Source organism: Micromonospora sp. NPDC127501, from assembly GCF_040302185.1.
In the GTDB taxonomy this organism is placed as follows: domain Bacteria; phylum Actinomycetota; class Actinomycetes; order Mycobacteriales; family Micromonosporaceae; genus Micromonospora.
Genome location: NZ_JBEORJ010000004.1, coordinates 377,276 through 396,232, shown reverse-complemented (window position 1 = coordinate 396,232; position 18,957 = coordinate 377,276). Strand labels below are relative to the sequence as shown.

At 71.6% G+C, this 18,957-nt stretch carries 19 protein-coding genes; 8 read left to right on the top strand and 11 right to left on the bottom strand.

Annotated features, from left to right (window positions below; all coding sequences use genetic code 11):
* Positions 1-8 precede the first annotated feature (8 nt).
* From ABTW72_RS11970 to ABTW72_RS11960, 3 genes are all read right to left on the bottom strand, one after another.
* Positions 9-584, bottom strand: a complete 576-nt coding sequence (locus tag ABTW72_RS11970) for a TetR/AcrR family transcriptional regulator (RefSeq protein ID WP_350857594.1) — start codon at positions 582-584, stop codon at positions 9-11.
* Entirely contained in the window at positions 577-1,377 is an 801-nt protein-coding gene (locus tag ABTW72_RS11965; RefSeq protein WP_350857591.1) for an alpha/beta fold hydrolase, read from the bottom strand. The genes ABTW72_RS11970 and ABTW72_RS11965 overlap by 8 nt, the downstream gene beginning before the upstream one ends.
* Before the next feature lie 105 nt (positions 1,378-1,482).
* Complete coding sequence (locus ABTW72_RS11960; RefSeq protein ID WP_091402747.1) at positions 1,483-2,403, bottom strand: proline dehydrogenase family protein; 921 nt, start codon at positions 2,401-2,403, stop codon at positions 1,483-1,485.
* Between the two features lie 106 nt (positions 2,404-2,509).
* Here ABTW72_RS11960 and ABTW72_RS11955 point away from each other — a divergent pair, with 106 nt between their 5' ends.
* Genes ABTW72_RS11955 through ABTW72_RS11945 form a run of 3 tightly spaced genes read left to right on the top strand, consistent with a single transcriptional unit; the run spans position 2,510 to position 4,557 of the window.
* Positions 2,510-2,782 carry a hypothetical protein gene (locus ABTW72_RS11955; protein ID WP_350857588.1) on the top strand — a complete coding sequence of 91 codons (273 nt, stop codon included), beginning with the start codon at positions 2,510-2,512 and terminating at the stop codon, positions 2,780-2,782.
* Between the two features lies 1 nt (position 2,783).
* Positions 2,784-3,950 (top strand): glutathionylspermidine synthase family protein, encoded by a 1,167-nt coding sequence (locus ABTW72_RS11950; protein ID WP_350857586.1) that lies wholly within the window; start codon positions 2,784-2,786, stop codon positions 3,948-3,950.
* 19 nt (positions 3,951-3,969) lie between these two features.
* Complete coding sequence (locus tag ABTW72_RS11945; protein WP_091402753.1) at positions 3,970-4,557, top strand: CGNR zinc finger domain-containing protein; 588 nt, start codon at positions 3,970-3,972, stop codon at positions 4,555-4,557.
* A 31-nt stretch (positions 4,558-4,588) separates the two neighbouring features.
* Here ABTW72_RS11945 and ABTW72_RS11940 read toward each other — a convergent pair whose 3' ends face one another.
* Together ABTW72_RS11940 and ABTW72_RS11935 are read right to left on the bottom strand one after the other, a co-directional pair.
* Positions 4,589-5,395: a sugar phosphate isomerase/epimerase family protein gene (locus ABTW72_RS11940; RefSeq protein WP_112584230.1), complete on the bottom strand. Its 807-nt coding sequence runs from the start codon at positions 5,393-5,395 to the stop codon at positions 4,589-4,591.
* 75 nt (positions 5,396-5,470) lie between these two features.
* Complete coding sequence (locus tag ABTW72_RS11935; protein ID WP_350857582.1) at positions 5,471-6,415, bottom strand: Ppx/GppA phosphatase family protein; 945 nt, start codon at positions 6,413-6,415, stop codon at positions 5,471-5,473.
* 80 nt (positions 6,416-6,495) lie between these two features.
* Between ABTW72_RS11935 and ABTW72_RS11930 the strand changes: the two genes are divergently transcribed.
* The gene (locus ABTW72_RS11930; protein WP_350857579.1) at positions 6,496-7,293 is read left to right on the top strand and encodes a DUF3109 family protein; all 798 of its coding nucleotides are present in this window, start codon (positions 6,496-6,498) and stop codon (positions 7,291-7,293) included.
* Between the two features lie 443 nt (positions 7,294-7,736).
* Here ABTW72_RS11930 and ABTW72_RS11925 read toward each other — a convergent pair whose 3' ends face one another.
* Together ABTW72_RS11925 and ABTW72_RS11920 are read right to left on the bottom strand one after the other, a co-directional pair.
* A complete protein-coding gene (locus ABTW72_RS11925; RefSeq protein WP_030329696.1) occupies positions 7,737-8,420 on the bottom strand; it encodes a response regulator in 684 nt (227 codons plus the stop codon).
* A 24-nt stretch (positions 8,421-8,444) separates the two neighbouring features.
* Entirely contained in the window at positions 8,445-9,728 is a 1,284-nt protein-coding gene (locus ABTW72_RS11920) for a sensor histidine kinase (protein ID WP_350857576.1), read from the bottom strand.
* A 204-nt stretch (positions 9,729-9,932) separates the two neighbouring features.
* On the opposite strand from ABTW72_RS11920, the gene phoU reads away from it, so the two are divergent.
* Positions 9,933-10,586 carry a phosphate signaling complex protein PhoU gene (phoU, locus tag ABTW72_RS11915; protein WP_091403559.1) on the top strand — a complete coding sequence of 218 codons (654 nt, stop codon included), beginning with the start codon at positions 9,933-9,935 and terminating at the stop codon, positions 10,584-10,586.
* A gap of 62 nt (positions 10,587-10,648) precedes the next feature.
* Here phoU and ABTW72_RS11910 read toward each other — a convergent pair whose 3' ends face one another.
* On the bottom strand, positions 10,649-11,416 hold the full coding sequence (locus ABTW72_RS11910) for a phosphoglyceromutase (RefSeq protein ID WP_091403562.1): 768 nt from the start codon (positions 11,414-11,416) through the stop codon (positions 10,649-10,651).
* Between the two features lie 152 nt (positions 11,417-11,568).
* Here ABTW72_RS11910 and ABTW72_RS11905 point away from each other — a divergent pair, with 152 nt between their 5' ends.
* On the top strand, positions 11,569-12,849 hold the full coding sequence (locus tag ABTW72_RS11905) for an MDR family MFS transporter (protein ID WP_350857572.1): 1,281 nt from the start codon (positions 11,569-11,571) through the stop codon (positions 12,847-12,849).
* 74 nt (positions 12,850-12,923) lie between these two features.
* Positions 12,924-14,219, top strand: coding sequence for an MFS transporter (locus ABTW72_RS11900; RefSeq protein WP_350857569.1), 1,296 nt, complete (start codon positions 12,924-12,926; stop codon positions 14,217-14,219).
* Between the two features lie 365 nt (positions 14,220-14,584).
* Here the strand turns inward: ABTW72_RS11900 and ABTW72_RS32715 are convergent, their stop codons facing one another.
* The 3 genes from ABTW72_RS32715 to mshA all read right to left on the bottom strand — a co-directional run bounded on the left by ABTW72_RS32715 (position 14,585) and on the right by mshA (position 17,945).
* Positions 14,585-15,652, bottom strand: a complete 1,068-nt coding sequence (locus ABTW72_RS32715) for a hypothetical protein (protein ID WP_502892194.1) — start codon at positions 15,650-15,652, stop codon at positions 14,585-14,587.
* Between the two features lie 357 nt (positions 15,653-16,009).
* Positions 16,010-16,525 (bottom strand): type III secretion system chaperone family protein, encoded by a 516-nt coding sequence (locus tag ABTW72_RS11890; protein ID WP_112605262.1) that lies wholly within the window; start codon positions 16,523-16,525, stop codon positions 16,010-16,012.
* 55 nt (positions 16,526-16,580) lie between these two features.
* Positions 16,581-17,945 (bottom strand): D-inositol-3-phosphate glycosyltransferase, encoded by a 1,365-nt coding sequence (gene mshA, locus ABTW72_RS11885; protein WP_350857566.1) that lies wholly within the window; start codon positions 17,943-17,945, stop codon positions 16,581-16,583.
* 205 nt (positions 17,946-18,150) lie between these two features.
* Between mshA and ABTW72_RS11880 the strand changes: the two genes are divergently transcribed.
* Positions 18,151-18,912 carry an SDR family oxidoreductase gene (locus tag ABTW72_RS11880; RefSeq protein ID WP_350857563.1) on the top strand — a complete coding sequence of 254 codons (762 nt, stop codon included), beginning with the start codon at positions 18,151-18,153 and terminating at the stop codon, positions 18,910-18,912.
* The last annotated feature ends 45 nt before the right edge of the window (positions 18,913-18,957 follow it).

The following is an 18,957-nucleotide window of genomic DNA, read 5'->3' as shown; positions in this document are numbered from 1 at the left end:
CCGCTCGCTCACCCGCCGGTGCGCGGCCACGAGCGGAACGAGATGTCCATGCTGGCGACCAACTGGTGGTACGAGCGGTCGATGTCGCGGGGCAGACCGAAGCCGCCCGCGCCCTCCAGGGTCACGAATCCGTGCAGGGCGCTGCGCAGGGCACGGGTCGCGTCCACCGCGTCGTCGCCGGTGAGCCCGTACCCGCGCAGCACCGCGAAGATGGCACCCACGGCGCGTTCGCCCGCCTCGACGTGTTCCGGGTCGGCCGGGTCGGGCACCCGCTGCGTCGCCGGGTAGCGGCCGGGGTGCCGGAGGGCGTAGTCACGGTAGGCGTCCGCCAGGGCCCGGAGCGCGTCGCCACCGGAGCGGCCGACGGCGGCGGTGGTCATCTCGGTGGCCAGCTCGGCGGTGGCCAGGGCGGCCAGTTTCTGGGCCAACGCGTCCGCCCCTCGCACGTGCTTGTAGAGGCTGGGCAGCGCCACCCCGAGCCGGCTGGCGAGCGCGGCGAGGGTGAGCTGCTGGAAGCCGACCTCGTCGGCCAGCCGGGCCGCCTCCCGTACGACGGTCTGCTGGTTGAGGCCGACCCTAGGCACCGGCGCACACCGCCAGGAAGCCGAGCAACTCGTCAGCGGTGCGCTGCGGCCGGTCGGCGTGCGGGTAGTGGCCGGACTCCTCGATCATCCGAGCCTCGGCGGTGCCGAAGAGCCGCCGGGCGGCCCGCGCCTCGGCTCCCGGGTCGGGGAAGTCCGGGTCCTTGGACCCCATCAGCACCAGCACCGGTTGCCGCACCTGCGGGGCGCGGGCGGTCCAGTGCGGCTCGGCCGGTGCGATCACGCCGCGCGTCGCGGCCATCCGACCGGGCTCGCGCAGGTTGGCCACCATCGAGCGACGGTACGCGGCGTCGTCGGCGGGTCGGTGCACCGGGAACAGGGTGTTGTGGAACATCCCGAACAGTCGGGGGCTGTGCAGCACGGACCACATCGCCGTCCGCAGCAGCGGGTTGAGCTTCGGCTGACCGACGAACGCGCCGATCTGCACGATGCCGGTGACCAGCTCGGGCGCGTCGGTGGCGGCGAAGACCACCGCCGCGGCGGCGGACGAGCTGCCGACCAGCACGGCCGGACCGGCGTCGAGGTCGCGGACCACGGCCAGCAGGTCCGCGCCGACCTCCGCCGGGGCGTACGTGGGCCAGCCGGCGCTGGACTCGCCGTGCCCCCGGACGTCGACCGAGGCGACCCGGTGACCGGCGGCCACCAGCAGCGGCACGAGGTGCCGGAAGCTCGCCCTGTTCTCGCCCATGCCGTGCGCGAGGACCACCAACGGCCCCTCGCCCTGCACCTCGTACGCGATGTGTCCGCCATCCCGCCGCACCTGGCTAGTCATCATAGCTTCAAAGCTAAGCCACTTAGCCAACGTTGGCAAGCCTGATACCGGAAACGGGCCGGCAGCAACCCGAGGGTCGCCGCCGGCCCGTCGGCCGAACCGGAGGAACTACTTCTTGGAGATCAGGGCACGGCCGAAGAAGACCAGGTTGGCGGGGCGCTCGGCGAGCCGGCGCATCAGGTAGCCGTACCACTCGTCGCCGTACGGGACGTAGGTGCGCACGGTGTAACCCTCGCCGGCCAACCGGGCCTGCTCCTCGGGGCGGATGCCGTAGAGCATCTGGAACTCGAAGCGCTCCGGCCCCCGGTCGAACCACCGGGCCCGGTCCTCACCGATGGCGATCATCCGCGGGTCGTGGGTGGCCAGCATCGGGTAACCGTCGCCGGACATCAGGATGTTCATGCAGCGCACGTACGACTTGTCCACCTCACGGGCCGACTGGTACGCCACCGACTCCGGCTCCTTGTAGGCCCCCTTGCACAGCCGCACCCGCGACCCGGCCGAGGAGAGCTCCCGGCAGTCCGACTCGGTCCGCCGCAGGTACGCCTGGAGCACCGCGCCGGTCGACGGGAAGTCCTTGCGCAGCCGGCTCAGCACCTCCAACGTCGAGTCGGTGGTGGTGTGGTCCTCCATGTCGAGGGTGACGGTGGTGCCAGCCGCGTCGGCCGCCGCGCAGATCGCCCGCGCGTTGTCGTACGCCAACTGCTCGTCGAACATCTGGCCGAGGGCGGAGAGCTTCACGCTCACCTCGGCGGCCGGGGTGAGCCCAGCGGCGCCGAGCATCTTGAGCAGTTTCAGGTATTCGTCCCGGGTGGCGGTGGCCTGCTCGGGGCGGACGGTGTCCTCACCGAGGTGGTCGAGGGTGACCGCGAGGCCGTCGTCGACGAGCCCGCGGGTCGCGCGCAACGCGTCGTCGGTGGCGGCGCCGGCGACGAACCGGCGGACGACGTCCCGGGTGTACGGGGCAGTCGCGACGAGCCGCTCGACCTGGGATGACCGGGAGGCGGCGAGGATGACGGAACGGAGCATGAGCCGAGCGTAACGCCCCTGCCAGGGGCCCCGCCGAGGGGCGGCCGGGCCACCTCGGCCCGGGGGCGGGGCGGCGGCGGTGGCGCCGATCGGCTACAACGATGCCGTGGACCAACGCCCCCGCCGCCGACTCCGCTCGGCCTCCGTGCAGCTCGGCGCGCTCACCGCTCTCGCGCTCGCCCTCTCCGGCTGCAACATGACCTCGGACGACGACGATGACGACGACTGCGCCCTCGGGCCGGTCGGCGGCGGCGACACCGTCGCGCTGGCGATGCGGGTCCCCGACCCGGCCGCCGGTCGCACCGCCCCGGAGCCCGGCACCGCCGCCCTGCCCGAACGCGGTGGATTCGGCACCCACCTCGCCGCCTGCGGCGGCTGACGTGCGCCGCGAGACGGTCACACCGCGCACCGACTGGGACTCCACCATCCGGTCGCAGGGGCTGGTCTACGTCGACACCGAGCTGCCCGACGGCGGGATCATGTCGTACTGGGACGAGACCGCCGCGTACGCCTTCGACCTGGACGAGGTGCTGCGGCTGGAGGAGGCCACCGAGGAGCTGCACCGGATGTCGGTGGCCGCCGCCGAGCACGTGGTGGCGCAGCGCCGGTACGCCGAGTTCGGCATCCCGGAATGGGCGGCCGAGGCGGTGGCCCGGTCGCTGCGGGAGGCGCCACCGACCCTGTACGGGCGCTTCGACCTCGCGTACGACGGCACCTGGCCTCCGAAGATGTTGGAGTACAACGCGGACACCCCCACCGCGTTGGTCGAGGCGAGCATCATCCAGTGGTACTGGCTGGAGCAGACCCGGCCGGAGCTGGACCAGTGGAACAGCCTGCACGAGCGGCTGGTCGGCGCCTGGGCCAAGATCGGGGCGGGGCTGCACGACCCCCGGGTGCACGTGCTCTGGTCGAACGAGGAGGAGTCCGGCGAGGACCACATGACCGCCGGCTACCTCGCCGAGACCGCCCGGCAGGCCGGCCTGAGCGTCGAGCTCCAACCCATCCAGGACATCGGCTGGGACGGCCGACGCTTCGTCGACGCCGACGACAACCCGGTGACCACCTGCTTCAAGCTCTACCCGTGGGAGTGGATGCTGGCCGAGCCGTACGGGCCGGCGGCCCTGGCCCCGGGCACCCCGACCACCTGGATCGAGCCGGCCTGGAAACTGCTGCTCTCCAACAAGGCGCTGCTCGCGGTCCTCTGGGAGCTGTACCCGGGCCACGAATACCTGCTCCCGGCGTACCTCGACTCGCCGCGCGGCATGCCGGAGTACGTCGCCAAGCCACTGCTCGGCCGCGAGGGCGGATCGGTACGCATCGTCACCGCCGATGAGGAGATCACCAACCCGGGGATCTACGGCGACGAGGGCTGGTGCTACCAGGAGTTCCGGGCGTTGCCGCAGTTCGCCGGCAACCGGATGGTGCTGGGCTCCTGGATCGTCGACGGCGAATCGGCCGGCGTGGGTGTGCGGGAGAGCGCGAGTCTGATCACCGACGGCTACGCGCGGTTCCTGCCGCACTACATCGACGCGCCGCGCACCCGCTGAGTCGTCTACCGTTGGGGGCGTGAACTTCGACGCGTACGCCCGGACCGGCGTTGACCTGGTCAACGCCCGCCTGGACGACCTCGACGACCTGCGGGCCCTCTTCCCCGACGAGAACGCCTGGATGCGCGACGAGGTCGCGGACCGGGACGTGGCGATTTTCCGCCGGGCGCAGAAACGGTTGCGCGACGTCTTCGAGTACGGCACCTCGGGGCGGGACGCCCAGGCGGTCACCGAGCTGAACGCGCTGCTGGAGGCGTTCCCGGTGCAGCCGCGCATCTCCGGGCACGACTCCAGCGACTGGCACATGCACGTGACCAGTCGGGGCGCCTCGGTCAGTGCCGAATACCTGGCCGGCGCGGTCTGGGGGCTGTCGGTCTGGCTCTGCGAGTACGGCAGCGCCCGGTTCGGGGTCTGCGCCGACGAGCGGTGCGGCAACGTCTACCTGGACACGTCGTCCAACTGCTGCCGGCGGTTCTGCTCGGAGCGCTGTGCCACCCGCTCGCACGTCGCCGCGCACCGGGCCCGTAAGCGGGCGGCGGTCGGCGAGCAGGTCACTGTCGCCCCGCAGCCGACCTCCGCCGCCGATTCCCTCTCACCGGTCAGCTGACACCACTGCCGCCCGACAGTGGGCGGACGGGTCAGGCGTCGACCGGTGACGACGCGGTCAGGTGCTGGCGGGCGAACTCCAGCGCGGCGCGCAGGTCCGCCTCGCGCACCGCGCGGCTCTTCGCGCCCCGGGTGGCGACCTCCACCGCCACCGCCCCGGTGAAACCCCGGCCGGCCAGCGAGGAGAGCAACTCCCCGCAGGGCTGGGTGCCGCGCCCGGGCACCAGGTGCTCGTCGCGGCCCTCGCCGGTGCCGTCACCGAGATGCACGTGGGCCAGCCCGGCGCCCATCCGGTCGGCCATCTCCAGGGGGTCGCTGTGCGAGGCCGCGCAGTGCGACAGATCAAGGGTGTACGACGGGTAGCCGGCGTCGGTCGGATCCCAACCGGGCACGTACGGGACGAACTGCCGGCCCGCCATCCGCACCGGGTACATGTTCTCCACGGCGAAGCGCAGCCCGCTGAACCGGTCCGCGACGGTGGCCAGACCCTCGGCGAAGTTGCGCGCGTAGTCGCGCTGCCAGGTGAACGGTGGGTGCACCACGACGGTCGGCGCGCCCAGCGTCTCGGCCAGCTCGGCGGCCTTGCGCAGGCGCTCCCACGGGTCCGGGCTCCACACCCGCTGGGTGACCAGCAGGCAGGGCGCGTGCACCGAGAGCACCGGCACGTCGTAGTGCGTGGAGAGGCCGCGCAGCGCGCCCGCGTCCTGGCTGACCACGTCGGTCCAGACCATCACCTCGACGCCGTCGTAACCGAGCGCCGCGGCCAGTTGGAACGCCGCCGCGGTCGGCTCGGGAAAGACCGACGAGCTGGACAGGAGCACGGGAACGCGGGAAGTCACATCAGCCAGCGTAGCCCGGCAGCGCCGGGGGCATCGTGACGAGCGCCGGCAAAACGACCGAAAACGGCCGCCGGATCAGATCGGCTCCAGTTGATCGAGCCGGCGGAGGATGACACCCTCCCGCAACGCCCATGGGCAGATGTCCAGCGAGTCCAGATCCAGGCGGCGCATCACCGCCTCGGCGACCACGGCGCCGGCCAGCAACTGGTGGGCCCGACCCGCGCTGACCCCCTCCAGCTCCATCAGCTGCGCCGGTGGGATGTGTCGGATGAAACCGATGACCTGCCGCAAGCCGGCCCGGGTCAGGCTGCGTCGCACCCACAGCCCGGAGCCGGACGGGGCCGCCCCGGCCAGTCGGGCCAGGGTGCGGAACGTCTTCGAGGTGGCCACCGCCCGATCCCAGCCCACCTCCGTCATCTGGTCGACGACCTTGTCCAGCCGGCCGTCCACGTACTCCCGGAGCTTGTCGACGGCCTCCGCCGACGGCGGGGCCGCACTGGCCGGATCGACCCGCAGCCGCTCGCGGGTCAGCCGACCGGCCCCGAGTGGCAGGGAGACCGCGACGTCCGGGTCCTCGTCGATGCCGGCGGCGATCTCCAACGAGCCGCCACCGATGTCGAGCACCAGCAGCCGGCCCGCCGACCAGCCGAACCACCGCCGTACGGCCAGGAACGTCATTCGCGCCTCGTCCGCCCCGGAGAGCACCGCCAGGCGTACGCCGGTCTCGTCCCGGACCCGGGCCAGCACCTCGGCCGCGTTGGTGGCGTCGCGCACCGCGGACGTGGCGAAAGCGATCAGGTCGTCGGCCGCCAACCCGGTGGCCGCCGCCTTGGCCATGCCCACCGCCTTGACCAGGCCGTCCGCGCCCGCCTCGGTCAGCGCGCCGTCGGGGCCGATCTGCTCGGCCAGCCGGAGCACCACCTTCTCGGAGTGCGCCGGCCACGGGTGCGCGCCGTGGTGCGCGTCCACCACAAGGAGATGCACCGTGTTGGATCCGACGTCGAGGACACCCAGTCGCATGGTGAAGACAGTAGGCGCAACACGTTTGCGCGGCTCACCGGCCTGCGGACGTCACCGCGCGTAGGCTGGGCCGAGTGACGATGGAGCTCCGTGTACTGGTGGACGACCCGGGTGACCCGCGCAGTCGCGAGGTGCCCCTGGACTTCCCTCGGGAGTGGATCGAGTTCGCCGACCCGGCTGACGAGACGCACCTGATCCGGGCCGACCTGACCTGGTTGCTCTCCCGCTGGACCTGCATCTTCGGCAAGGGCTGCCACGGCATCATCGCCGGCCGGGCCGCCGACGGTTGCTGCTCGCACGGGGCCTTCTTCACCGACTCGGACGACGAGAAGCGGGTTCGCAACGCCGTCCGGCGACTCACCCCGTCGACCTGGCAGCATTTCCGGCGTGGGTTCAAGAACTGGACCGACGAGGACACCATCGACGGCAAGAACCCGGCCCGCCGCACCGCGACCCAGGGCACCGACGGTCCGTGCGTGTTCCTCAACGACGCCGACTTCGCCGGCGGTGGCGGTTGCGCCCTGCACGCCCAGGCGCTGCGCGACGGGGTGCACCCGTTGGAATACAAGCCGGACGTCTGTTGGCAGCTGCCGATCCGCCGCGATCAGGACTGGGTGAAGCGACCGGACAACAGCAAGGTGCTGGTCTCCACCCTGTCCGAGTTCGACCGGCGGGGCTGGGGAGCCGGCGGGCACGACCTGGACTGGTGGTGCACCTCCTCGACGGACGCGCACGTCGGCACCGAGCCGATGTACCTGTCGTACGGGCCCGAGCTGACCGCCCTGATCGGCGCTGCCGCGTACGAGCGGCTGGCCGAACTGTGCGCGACCAGGACGAAGCAGGGCATGATCGCCCCACACCCCGCCGACGAGGTCTAGCGGTCTCGGTAACGTCACTGGCTGCGACGCATCGTGGGGCCACTGACTTCAGCGGTCTCACGGACGAGGTCATCGGACGCACGCCACACTGCTGACTCGTCCACCTGCTGGCTCTTCTACAGAGCGAGCCCCCAACGGCCGCCGACAAGGAGCCGGTGCGTCGGGTGAGACGCCTTTGGAGCTGACTCGTTTACGGCATCGGCTCTGCGACGTCGGCCCTGCGGCGTCGGCTCTGCGACATCGGCTCTGCGACGTCAGCTCTGCGACGTCGGCTCCACGACATCGGCGGATGACTCGTCTGTGACATCAGCTCCAAAGGGCCGCGTCAACGGACTCGCCCCCGCCGCCCAGGGGGCTCAGCTCTCGGAGCTGGCCCGCCGCTCAGGGGCCGACAAGGCCGAAGGGGGCCCGCGTCGAGCGCAGGCCCCCTTCGGGTACGCCGATCACGGCTCGAACTTGTAGCCCAGACCCCGCACGGTCACGATGAAGCGCGGCGCGGACGGCTCCGGCTCGATCTTGGAGCGCAGCCGCTTGACGTGCACGTCCAGCGTCTTGGTGTCACCGACGTAGTCGGCGCCCCAGACCCGGTCGATGAGCTGGCCGCGGGTGAGCACCCGGCCCGCGTTGCGCAGCAGCAGCTCCAGCAGTTCGAATTCCTTCAGCGGCAGCTGTACGGCCCCGCCGTCGACGGTCACCACGTGCCGCTCGATGTCCATCCGCACCGGCCCTGCGGCCAGCGTCGGCGCACCCGCCTCGGCCACCTCCGGGCTCTGCCGGCGCAGCACCGCCCGGATCCGGGCGACCAGTTCCCGCGGCGAGTACGGCTTCGTGACGTAGTCGTCGGCGCCGATCTCCAGCCCGACCACCTTGTCGATCTCGCTGTCCCGAGCGGTGACCATGATGATCGGCACGGCGGAGCGCTGCCGCAACTGCCGGCAGACCTCGGTCCCCGACATCTCGGGCAACATCAGGTCGAGCAGCACGATGTCGGCGCCGGTCCGGTCGAACTCGGTGAGGGCGTCGGTGCCGGTCGCGGCGACCGAAACCTCAAAGCCCTCCTTACGGAGCATGTACGACAAGGCGTCGGAGAACGACTCCTCGTCCTCGACCACGAGAACGCGGCTCAACGGGGATTTCCTTTCCATTTGCTGTCAGACCTGCCGTAGCCCAGTCGGACCGGACTCGATCCCAACCGGCGGCAGTGTCGCCAGGAGGTCGTCCGGTGGACTGGCGGGCAGCCGGAGGGTGAACGTCGATCCACCACCAAGAGTGCTCGACACCTCGACCCGTCCGCCATGGTTGCTCGCAATGTGTTTCACGATCGCCAGACCGAGCCCGGTGCCGCCGGTGGCACGCGAGCGGGCCTGGTCGGCCCGGTAGAACCGCTCGAAGATCCGGTCGACGTCGGTGGGGGCGATACCGATGCCCTGGTCGGCGACGGCGACCTCGACGTGCTCGTCGTCGCCGCTGAGGGTCACCCGCACCGTGGTGTCCTCGCCCGAGTAGTTGATGGCGTTCTCCACCAGGTTCGCCACCGCCGTGGCGAGTTGGGAGTCGCTGCCGTACGCGGTGAGACCACGCGCCCCGTCCACGGTCACCGCGACACCCCGGGCGGAGGCCGTGGTGCGGGTCCGGTCGACCACCTCGGCGATGACCCAGTCCAGCGCGACCGGCTCCGGTGGCGGCTGCGGCTCAGCCCCCTGCAACCGGGTCAGCTCCAGCAACTCCTGCACCAGTCGACCCAGCCGGGTCGACTCGTGCTGGATCCGTTCGGCGAACCGACGGGCGGCCACCAGGTCCTCGGATAGGTCGGGTAGCGCGGCGTCGGCCGGTTCTGTCGCGTCCAGCAACGCCTCGGCGAGCAGTTGCAGAGCCCCGATCGGGGTCTTCAGCTCGTGGCTCACGTTGGCCACGAAGTCGCGTCGTACGCGGGTCAGCCGGTGCGACTCGGTCACGTCGACCGCCTCGACCGCGACGAAGCCGTTGCCGAGACCCATCGCCCGCAGGTGCACGCCGAGCGGGTTCTCCCCCGCACTGTCGCGACCCCGGGGCAGGTCCAGCTCGATCTCGCGTCGCACGCCGGTGCGTCGCACCTGGCCGGCGAGGGTACGGATCAGCGGGTGCGCGGCGATTGAGCCGGGGGTGCTGCCGGTACGCAGCAGCCCCATCGCGCGGGCGGCCGGGTTGATCAGCACGGGGACGTCGTCGTTGTCCAGAACCACGACACCGGCCCGGAGTGAGTCGATCGTCCGGCGGCCGAGCCCGGCCTGCTGCTCGTCGGCTATCGCGGGCCTCCCCCTGCTCCAGCGGAAGCGGACGCTCCCCGTCGACGTGGAGTGGCCGTTCCGCCTCGGCAGGAACCGGGGCAGCAGCAGACCGGCGGCCATCCCGGCCACCAAAGCCAGCGCCACCACGACCGCCACCGCCCACTCCACCCGGCGATCGTAGGGTCATTGTTAACCTGGCTACCACACAGAACGGGACGAACTACCCTCACTTACGGAAGTGTTCACCCCCACGTCTGACGTCGTTCACCGTGGTTCATCCGGGATCCGTTCACGCGCCCTACCGTTGGCGTCGCACCTGCTCAGCCCCCTGCGCCGGCACCCGTCGGCGGCGACCGACCACAGGACGTGATGATGCGCGACGAGTTCCGGGCCGACCTCCAGATCGTCAGCCAACTGCTGGTGGACATGGCGGAGGGCGTCCGCGCCGCCATGCGCCAGGCCACCCGGGCCCTGCTCACCGCCGACCGGCAGGCCGCCGAGACGGTCATCGAGCGGGACGCCGAGATCGACGACCTCTACCGGCACGTCGAGGAGCGGGTCTGTGACCTGCTCGCCCGACAGGCGCCGGTCGCCTCCGACCTCCGGGCGATGATCACCGCGCTGCACGTGGCCGCTGATCTGGAGCGGATGGGCGACCTCGCCGAGCACGTGGCGAAGACCGCGCTGCGCCGGCACCCCTCCCCCGCCGTCCCGGCCGAGCTGCGGACGGTCTTCACCGAGATGTCCGAGATCGCCGACCGGATGGCCGTGAAGATCGGTTCGGTGCTGGCGAAGCCCGACGCCGACCTCGCCGGCGAACTGGACCGCGACGACGACGCCATGGACGAGCTGCACAAGAACCTGTTCGCCGTGCTGCTCGGCGACGACTGGCCGTACGGGGTGGAGACGGCGATCGACGCCACCCTGCTGGGCCGCTTCTACGAGCGCTTCGCCGACCACGCGGTCAACGCCGGCGAGCACGTGATCTACCTGATCACCGGGGAGAGCGCGCCCAGCAGTAACTGACCGGCACGAAAGGGGCCCCCGCCATCGCTCTCGGCGATGGCGGGGGCCCCTTTGCTGGTGGCTCAGCGCCCCTGGTTGGCCACCGCCGCGGCGGCCGCCTTCGCAGCGGTCGGGTCGAGGTAGGTGCCGCCCAGAGTGAGCGGGCGCAGCTGCGGGTCGAGGTCGTAGCGCAGCGGGATGCCCGTCGGGATGTTCAGCTTGGCGATCGCCTCGTCGGAGATCTGGTCGAGGTGCTTGACGAGGGCGCGCAGCGAGTTACCGTGCGCGGCCACCAGCACCGTCCGGCCGGCCAGGATGTCCGGCACGATCGAGTCGTACCAGTAGGGCAGCATCCGGTCGACGACGTCCTTGAGGCACTCGGTGCGCGGCATCAGCTCGGTCGGCAGCAGCGCGTAGCGCGGGTCACCCACCTGCGACCACTCGTCGTTGTCGTCGATGGGCGGCGGTGGCGTGTCGTACGACCGGCGCCAGAGCATGAACTGCTCCTCGCCGTACTCGTCGAGGGTCTGCTTCTTGTTCTTGCCCTGCAGGGCGCCGTAGTGGCGCTCGTTGAGCCGCCACGACCGGCGCACGGCGATCCAGTGCCGGTCGGCGGCGTTGAGCGCCAGCTCGGCGGTGCGGATCGCACGGCGCATCACGCTGGTGTGCACGACGTCCGGCAGCAGGCTGTGCTCGCGCATCAGCTCGCCGCCGCGCCGTGCCTCGCCCTCGCCCTTCTCGGTCAGGTCGACGTCCACCCAGCCGGTGAAGAGGTTCTTGGCATTCCAGTCGCTCTCACCGTGTCGCAGCAGGACCAGCGTCCCGACGGTGGGCCCTTCGCTCGCAGTCATGCGGATCATCCTGCCTCAACCGCCGGACGGACACGCGGGCAGCCGTCGTGACGACCACCACGTGAAAAACCTGATGACCAGCGGATCCGGCCGCCACTAGGGTTGTAAGGCACGTCAGTCACATCGGTCATTACTTGCAAGCGGGGCGCCATATGCGGACGATGCGGAGTTGGTTCCGGGACACCACCGGCGGCCTACCGACCACCTTCTGGTACCTGTGGTCCGGCACCCTGATCAACCGACTCGGCTCCTTCGTCCTCGTCTTCCTCGCCATCTACCTGACCCAGGAACGTGGCTTCTCGGCCTCGCAGGCCGGCCTGGTGATCGGCCTCTGGGGTGTCGGCGGGGCGTTCGGCACGACCGCTGGCGGCACTCTGGCCGACCGGTGGGGGCGCCGGCCCACGCTGCTCACCGCCCACGTGGGCGCGGCGGCCATGATGCTCGGGCTCGGGCTGGCCCGGGATCTCTGGGCGGTGGCGCTGGGCGCGCTGCTGCTCGGCCTGTTCGCCGAGGCGGCCCGGCCCGCGTTCGGGGCGATGATGATCGACGTGGTGCCGGCGAAGGACCGGCTGCGCGCCTTCTCGCTCAACTACTGGGCTATCAACCTGGGCTTCGCCTGCGCGGCAGTCCTCGCCGGCCTCGCCGCACAGGCCGACTACCTGCTGCTGTTCGTGGTCGACGCGGCCACCATGCTGATCACCGCGCTGATCATCTTCAGCAAGGTTCCGGAGACCCGACAGGCCGGCCCCGCCACCGCCGTCACGGCAGCAGCGGCCCCGCGCGGCGCGCTGCGCACGATCCTCACCGACCGGGTCTACCTCGGCTTCGTGGCACTCAACCTGTTTGCCGCGCTGGTGTTCCTCCAGCACATCTCGATGCTGCCGATCGCGATGGGCGACGACGGTCTGAGCCCGGCCACCTACGGCTCGGTGATCGCGCTCAACGGCATCCTCATCGTGGTCGGACAGCTCTTCGTGCCCCGGCTGATCCGGGGTCGGAGCCGCTCGCACGTGCTCGCGCTGGCGTCCGTGGTGATGGGCGTGGGATTCGGACTGACCGCGTTCGCCGGCACCCCGTGGTTCTACGGGCTGACCGTGTTGATCTGGACGGTCGGCGAGATGCTGAACTCGCCCTCCAACTCCACGCTGATCGCCGAACTCTCCCCGGCCGAGCTGCGCGGTCGCTACCAGGGCGTGTTCTCCCTCTCGTGGCAGATCGCCGGGGCCAGCGCGCCGATCCTCGGTGGCCTGGTGCGCGAGCACGCCGGCAACGACACCCTCTGGTACGGCTGCGCCGCGCTCGGCCTCCTGACCGCGGTGGCCCACCTGGTGTCGGGGCCGGCCCGGGAACGGCGTGCCGCCGCGCTGCGCCGCTCCGGTGAGGCACTGGCAGCGGCCACCGCGTCCCGTTCGCCACAGCCCGCCGAGGCGTAACGAGTGGCGCGGCCGTGCCGGAGTTTCCTACTGTGCAAGGGAACAGTTAACAACCTGAACTGTCGGGAGGTCGGGTGCACGCCCTGCGGCGCTGGTGGCACGACACCGCAGGCGGATTACCCGCCACCTTCTGGTACCTCTGGGCCGGCCTGCTGATCAACCGGGCCGGCGCGTTCGCCATGCTGTTCCTCTCGCTCTACCTCACCGACGTACGCGGCGCGAGCGAAGGACTGGCCGGCACCGTGGTCGGCGCGTACGGAGCCGGCGGGGCGGCCGGCGTACTGCTCGGCGGGGTGCTCGCCGACCGGTGGGGACGCCGGGCGACCCTGCTCGCCGCGCACCTGGCCACCGTCGGCCTGATGGTGGCGCTCGCCTTCACCCGACCCCTGCTGCTGATCGCGGTGCTCTCCGCGCTGATCGGTGTGGTCCACTCGATGCCCAGCCCGGCGTTCGTCGCGGCGATCGTCGACGTGGTGCCCGCCGAGCGCCGCTCGCGGGCGTTCAACCTTCAGTTCTGGGCGTTCAACCTGGGCATGGCGGTCGCCTCGCTGCTCGCCGGGGTGCTGGCCGAGGCGAGCTTCACCGCGCTGTTCCTGGTGGACGCGGGCGCCACCCTGACCGCCGCAGCCGTGATCGCCTGGAAGGTGCCCGAAACCCTGCGGCTGGCCCGGCCAACGGCCGGCTCACCACAAGCCACAGGCGCGGCACCGAAATCCATCCGGACCCGCCGACCGGGACTGCACACCGCCCTCACCGACCGCACCTTCCTGGTCTTCGTCGGGCTCACCTTCGTGCTGGCCGTACTCACCATGCAGACGTCGACCATCATGCCGCTGGCCATGCGCGCGGACGGCCTGGGCCCATCGGCGTACGGGCTGGTGGTCGCGCTCGGCGGCGCGCTGATCGTGGTCGGGCAGTTGTTCGTGCCCCGGCTGATCGACCGGCACCGCAAGGACGTCGTGCTGGCCGCCTCCACGGCGCTGCTCGCGCTCGGTTTCGGGGCGCTCGCCATCGCCGACGAACTGGCCATCTACCTGGGTGCCGCAGTGGTCTGGACGGTCGGCTCGATGCTCGCCGCCCCGCCCAACGCGCAGATCAACGCGGATCTGGCGCCACCGCAGCTACGAGCGCGCTACCAGTCGGTCTTCTACCTGACGTTCCCCGCCGCGGCGTTCGTCGCGCCCACCCTCGGCGGGGTGAGCCTCCAGCACCTCGGCGACCGGCACTGGCTGATCGTGGGCGGGCTGGGTCTGCTGGCCGCGCTCGGGCACCTGCTCGCCGGACCACCCCGGGAGCGGCACGTCGCCACGCTGCGCCGGGCCGTCGACCCGGAGCGGACAACCACCGCAGACCGCGTACCGACCGGATAACCGACGCAAAGCGCCCACCACGTCCCTGAGGTCGTGGTGGGCGCCCGCCGGTGGGGCCGGCGGCGGCGGGCAACACTCACCCCCGTAAGCATCGCCCGCTCACGCCGCCGGTCCAAACAGGTGGGAACCGTCCCCCAACGGTTATTCCACCCGTCCCCTCGCGCCTCGTCTGGTGCGCGGATCTGATCGATCCGCCGCTCCCCCGAACGTTTCCAAACGTGGCGCGGTGCAATAAAGCTAGTTCGCCCGGATTCTGGATTCAACCCAGAACGGCTGTCTCGCCCGTCACAACTGGCGAGTATCCGCTGCTCCGGCCTCGTCCGTTGGCAACAGCCGGTTACCCGTCGGCCATTCCCGCAAACACCTCAACCGTCTTCCCGATCGGGTGACTCGGTCCGGAAGAAGTTGCTCTGCCGACCGTCGCGCAACTGTTCCTGATAAATCAGGTTCAGCCGCCGCAGGTCAAACGTGTAGAACCACTCATCCCAGGTGATCTCGCGAATCCGGCTGCTTTCCCGGTATCCGGGAATGTTGAAGGTCAACACGCCCGCCCGGCCATCCCGCTCGGTGCCGGCGATGGTCGCCGGCTTGGCCCCGCGTTCCCGGGCCCACCGCTGGATCACCTCGTGGTTCGCCGTGATCAAACTCCGTCCCGGCCGCTCTGGCCGGTCCGTGACCGACGAGATCACCTGCGAACTGCGGACCGACCGCCCCGTGCCCCGTCCAGTCCTGATCCCGCCGGCCGCCGTCCCGCCACCGGTCGACGGGGTCAACGTGCGCTTGGCCGCCGCGCTCTTGGCCGGTGCCGTGCGCTTCGCCGTCGTACGCTTGGCCGCCGCACTCTTGGCCGGCGCCGTGCGCTTCGCCGTCGTACGCTTCGCCGCCGCACTCTTGGCCGGCGTCGCGCGCTTCGCCGCCGGTCGCGCCGGTGCCTTCTTCGCCGGCGCCTTCCGCGCGGGTGACGTACGCGCCGTCGCTGTCTTACGGGCCGCCGTGGTCTTCCGCGCTGCGGCGGTCTTCCGGGCGGCGGTGGTCCCGCTCGCGGCCGTGCTCCTGCGGGCGGCCGTCGACGTCGCCGCTGTGGTCTTCTTCGCGGCGGTCGCCTTCTTCGCCGGCGCTCTCTTCGCCGCCGCCGTCGACTTCCGCCCGGCGGTCGCCTTCGTTGCGGCGGCCCGCTTCGCGGGCGCGCTCTTGTTCGCCGGCGCGGCCTTCGCGCGGCTCGACGCCGGCCGGGCCGCCGACTTCTTGGTGGCGGCGGCACGACCCGCCGACGCCCTGGTGCCGGCGGCCCGGCCCGACGGGCCGGTGCTGCTCCGACCCGCGCCGGCCCGCATCGAGCGCACCAGCTGTTTCACCAGCTCGGGCTTGCGCAACGCGGAGATCCCGGAGACCCCGCGTCTACGTAGCTGCCCGCGGATGTCGTCCACCCGCATCCGGGAAATCTCCGACTCGGAGACTCCGGGCGTACCCGGCGTCTGGTTGCCGGCCTGTCGCTTCGTCCTGGTCGCAGTCGCGCCGCGACCTGAGCTGTTCCGCTGAGCCATGGGACGCTCCGCTCCTTGGCACTCCGTCATCGGCGCGCGGGGGTCCCTTGCCGCACCGCGCGGTGCGGCATACCCGTCAGGAGCACTCCGAACCACAGTCAACTCGCCATGGTCGTGCTGGATCCAGGATCGAGTGGCATCGCCGCAGCGGCGACACCACTACTTCCTGGTTCGAGCACGATCATGGGGGCGACCCCGGGTACGGGGCGCAGGCCCGGGGCACCGGGCGCGGCGCGGCGCGGTGGGTCAGGTCGGGTCGGGGCCGGCGCCGGAGGGCTCGAAGAGGTGGGCGAAGGCGGCCAGGTTGGCGGTCGACTCGCCCCGCTTCACCCGCCACTCGTACTCGCGCCGGATCGAACTGCCGAAGCCGATCTCCAGCATCGTGTCGAACGACTCGTCGGCGTACGTGAGTACCGCGCCGAACAGGCGGTCCAACTCGTCGGCGTCCACGCCGGCCGGGTTGACCCGACCGGTGAGGTACACGTCGCCGACGGCGTCGGTGGAGAAGGAGACGCCGTACATCCGGGCGTTGCGCTGCAACAGCCAGGCCCACAGCTCCTCGCGGCGCTCGTCCGGCTGGCGCATCACGAACGCCTCGATCCGCAGCGCGTGCTCGCCGACGATCAGGTTGCAGATCGTCTTGAGCTTGTGGGTGCCCGGCAGCGTCACCGCGTACGAGCCGGGGCCGGTCGACTCCCAGGCCAGGTCCCGCTCGGCGCAGACCGACTCGATCAGGGTCGCAAGATCGCTCTTCGGGCTCACCGGACCCACTCTACGACCGACCCGGCTCGCGCACCGGGTGACGACGGCCCGCGGGTCACCAGGAGCAGGAGAGCGCCGGGTCACCCGCCAGGTCGGCCGCGAACCGGGCGCGGTGCCCGGCGATCGCCTCGCCGTAGACCCCGAGCAGACCGGCGACCGTACGGTCCCAGGAGAAGTGCCGGGCGTGCTGCTCGGCGCCTCGGGCCAGCACCGACCGCAGCGCCCGGTTCGGAAGCAGACTGCCCATGGCACGGGCCCAGTCGACCGGGTCGTGCCCGTCGATCAGTACGCCACTGACCTGGTCCCGAACGGCGGTGACCAGGCCTCCGACGGCGGCGGCCAGCACGGGCGTACCGCAGGCCTGCGCCTCCAGGGCGACCAGCCCGAACGATTCGTTGTGCGACGGCACGGCGACCAGGTCCGCCGCCCGGTACAGGGCCGGGAGGTCGTCCCCGGTGAGCGGCGGCAGGAACCGCACCCCGTCGCTGACCCCGAGCGTGGCGGCCAACTCGATCAGGGCGGTCGGCCGGTCCAGCCCACTGCCGCTGGGCCCGCCACAGATCACCACGGTCACCTGGTCGGCGAGCGCCGGATCGCGCTCCCGCAGCGCGGCGATCGCGCGGATCAGCACGTCGGGGGCCTTGAGCGGCTGGATCCGACCGACGAAGGCAAGCACGTACCCGTCGACTGGAAGCCCCAGCCGGCGACGGGCCTGGCGGGCCGCGGCGGACCTGTCGCCCGGCGCGGGCCGGAACCGGGCCAGGTCGACGCCCGGCTGCACGACGGACACCCGGGTCGGGTCGGCGTCGTAGCGGGCGAGGAGGTCGCTGGCCTCGACCCGGGTGTTGGCGACCAGCCGGTCCGCCTCGGCGACGACCTGCTCCTCGCCGATGACCCGCGCCTTGGGCTCCGGCCGGTCGCCGGCCGCGAGCTGGGCGTTCTTGACCTTCGCCAGGGTGTGCGCGGTGTGCACCAGCGGCACCCCCCAGCGCTCCTTGGCCAGCCAACCGACCTGGCCGGAGAGCCAGTAGTGCGAGTGGATCAGGTCGTAGTGGCCGGGCGGGCGGGACGCCTCGGCGCGCAGCACCCCGGCGGTGAAGGCGCAGAGCTGACCGGGCAACTCCTCCTTGGTGAGGCCCTCCAGGGGACCGGAGGTGATGTGTCGGACCTGCACTCCAGGCGCCATCTCGACCACCGGGGGGAGGTCACCGGAGGTGGCCCGGGTGAAGATCTCCACCTCCACGTTGGCCTCGGCGAGACGCCGGGCGACTTCGAGGATGTAGACGTTCATTCCGCCGGCATCACCCGTGCCGGGCTGGTGCAGGGGGGAGGTGTGTACCGACAGGGTGGCGATGCGGCGAGGCCGGGGCCACGGTCGGGCACCTCGCTGACGCCCGACACCGGTGTGCATTTCCGCCACATCCGCTCCTTCTTCACGGTTGATGCCGTCTCGCACGACCGGCGCTTCTCGGTCAACCTGTGCGCCGGATGTCATCTTCCCCATCGGGCTTCGGAAATTCCCCGGCGCGGCCCCTCGGCGTGACGGACCTCATCACCGAACGCCCGTCGATGGCTGCCCTACGCCCGGTCGGGGCGGGTCGTACGCCCGCTGTGACAATGTCGGGATGACCTCAGTCGCCATCGTCACCGGAGCGTCCAGCGGGATCGGCGCGGCCACCGCCCGCCGGCTCGCCGCCGAGGGCTTCCACGTGCTCGCCGCCGCCCGCCGCGCCGAACGGCTCACCGACCTGGTCGCCGAGATCACCGCCGCCGGCGGGCAGGCCACCGCCGTGACCTGCGACGTCACCTCGGACGAGTCGGTGGCCCGGTTGGCCGAGGCCGCCGCCCAGGCACCCGGGCCGGTCACCCTGCTGGTCAACAACGCCGGCGGAGCGCGCGGACTGGACCCGGTGGAGTCCGGCTCGGTCGCCGACTGGCAGTGGATGTACGACGTGAACGTGCTCGGCACCCTGCGGGTCACCCAGGCGCTGCTGCCGGCGCTGGAAGCCTCCGGCGCCGGCACCATCGTGGTGGTCTCCTCCACCGCCGGCCTGACGGTGTACGAGGGCGGGGGCGGCTACACGGCCGCGAAGCACGCGCAGACCGCCATCGCCGGCACGCTCCGCCTGGAGCTGTGTGGCCGGCCGCTGCGGGTCATCGAGATCGACCCGGGCATGGTGAAGACCGACGAGTTCGGGCTGGTCCGCTTCGAGGGCGACGCGGAACGGGCCGCCGCCGTCTACGCCGGGGTGCCGGGGCCGCTGGTCGCCGAGGACGTCGCCGACTGCATCGCCTGGTGCGCCACCCGCCCGGAGCACGTCAACATCGACCGGCTGGTGGTCCGGCCCCGGGCACAGGCCGCCCAGCACAAGGTGCACCGGGTCTAGCGAGAAGTGAGCCGGGTCTTCGAGCCCCGCAGTCGCGAACGGAGA

Coding starts and splice junctions, on each gene's coding strand:
- ABTW72_RS11965 (WP_350857591.1), bottom strand. CDS start 1,377: ATGATGACTAGCCAGGTGCGGCGGGATGGCGGACACATCGCGTACGAG.
- ABTW72_RS11960 (WP_091402747.1), bottom strand. CDS start 2,403: ATGCTCCGTTCCGTCATCCTCGCCGCCTCCCGGTCATCCCAGGTCGAG.
- ABTW72_RS11935 (WP_350857582.1), bottom strand. CDS start 6,415: ATGCGACTGGGTGTCCTCGACGTCGGATCCAACACGGTGCATCTCCTT.
- ABTW72_RS11930 (WP_350857579.1), top strand. CDS start 6,496: ATGGAGCTCCGTGTACTGGTGGACGACCCGGGTGACCCGCGCAGTCGC.
- phoU (WP_091403559.1), top strand. CDS start 9,933: ATGCGCGACGAGTTCCGGGCCGACCTCCAGATCGTCAGCCAACTGCTG.
- ABTW72_RS11910 (WP_091403562.1), bottom strand. CDS start 11,416: ATGACTGCGAGCGAAGGGCCCACCGTCGGGACGCTGGTCCTGCTGCGA.
- ABTW72_RS11905 (WP_350857572.1), top strand. CDS start 11,569: ATGCGGACGATGCGGAGTTGGTTCCGGGACACCACCGGCGGCCTACCG.
- ABTW72_RS32715 (WP_502892194.1), bottom strand. CDS start 15,652: ATGCGGGTGGACGACATCCGCGGGCAGCTACGTAGACGCGGGGTCTCC.
- ABTW72_RS11880 (WP_350857563.1), top strand. CDS start 18,151: ATGACCTCAGTCGCCATCGTCACCGGAGCGTCCAGCGGGATCGGCGCG.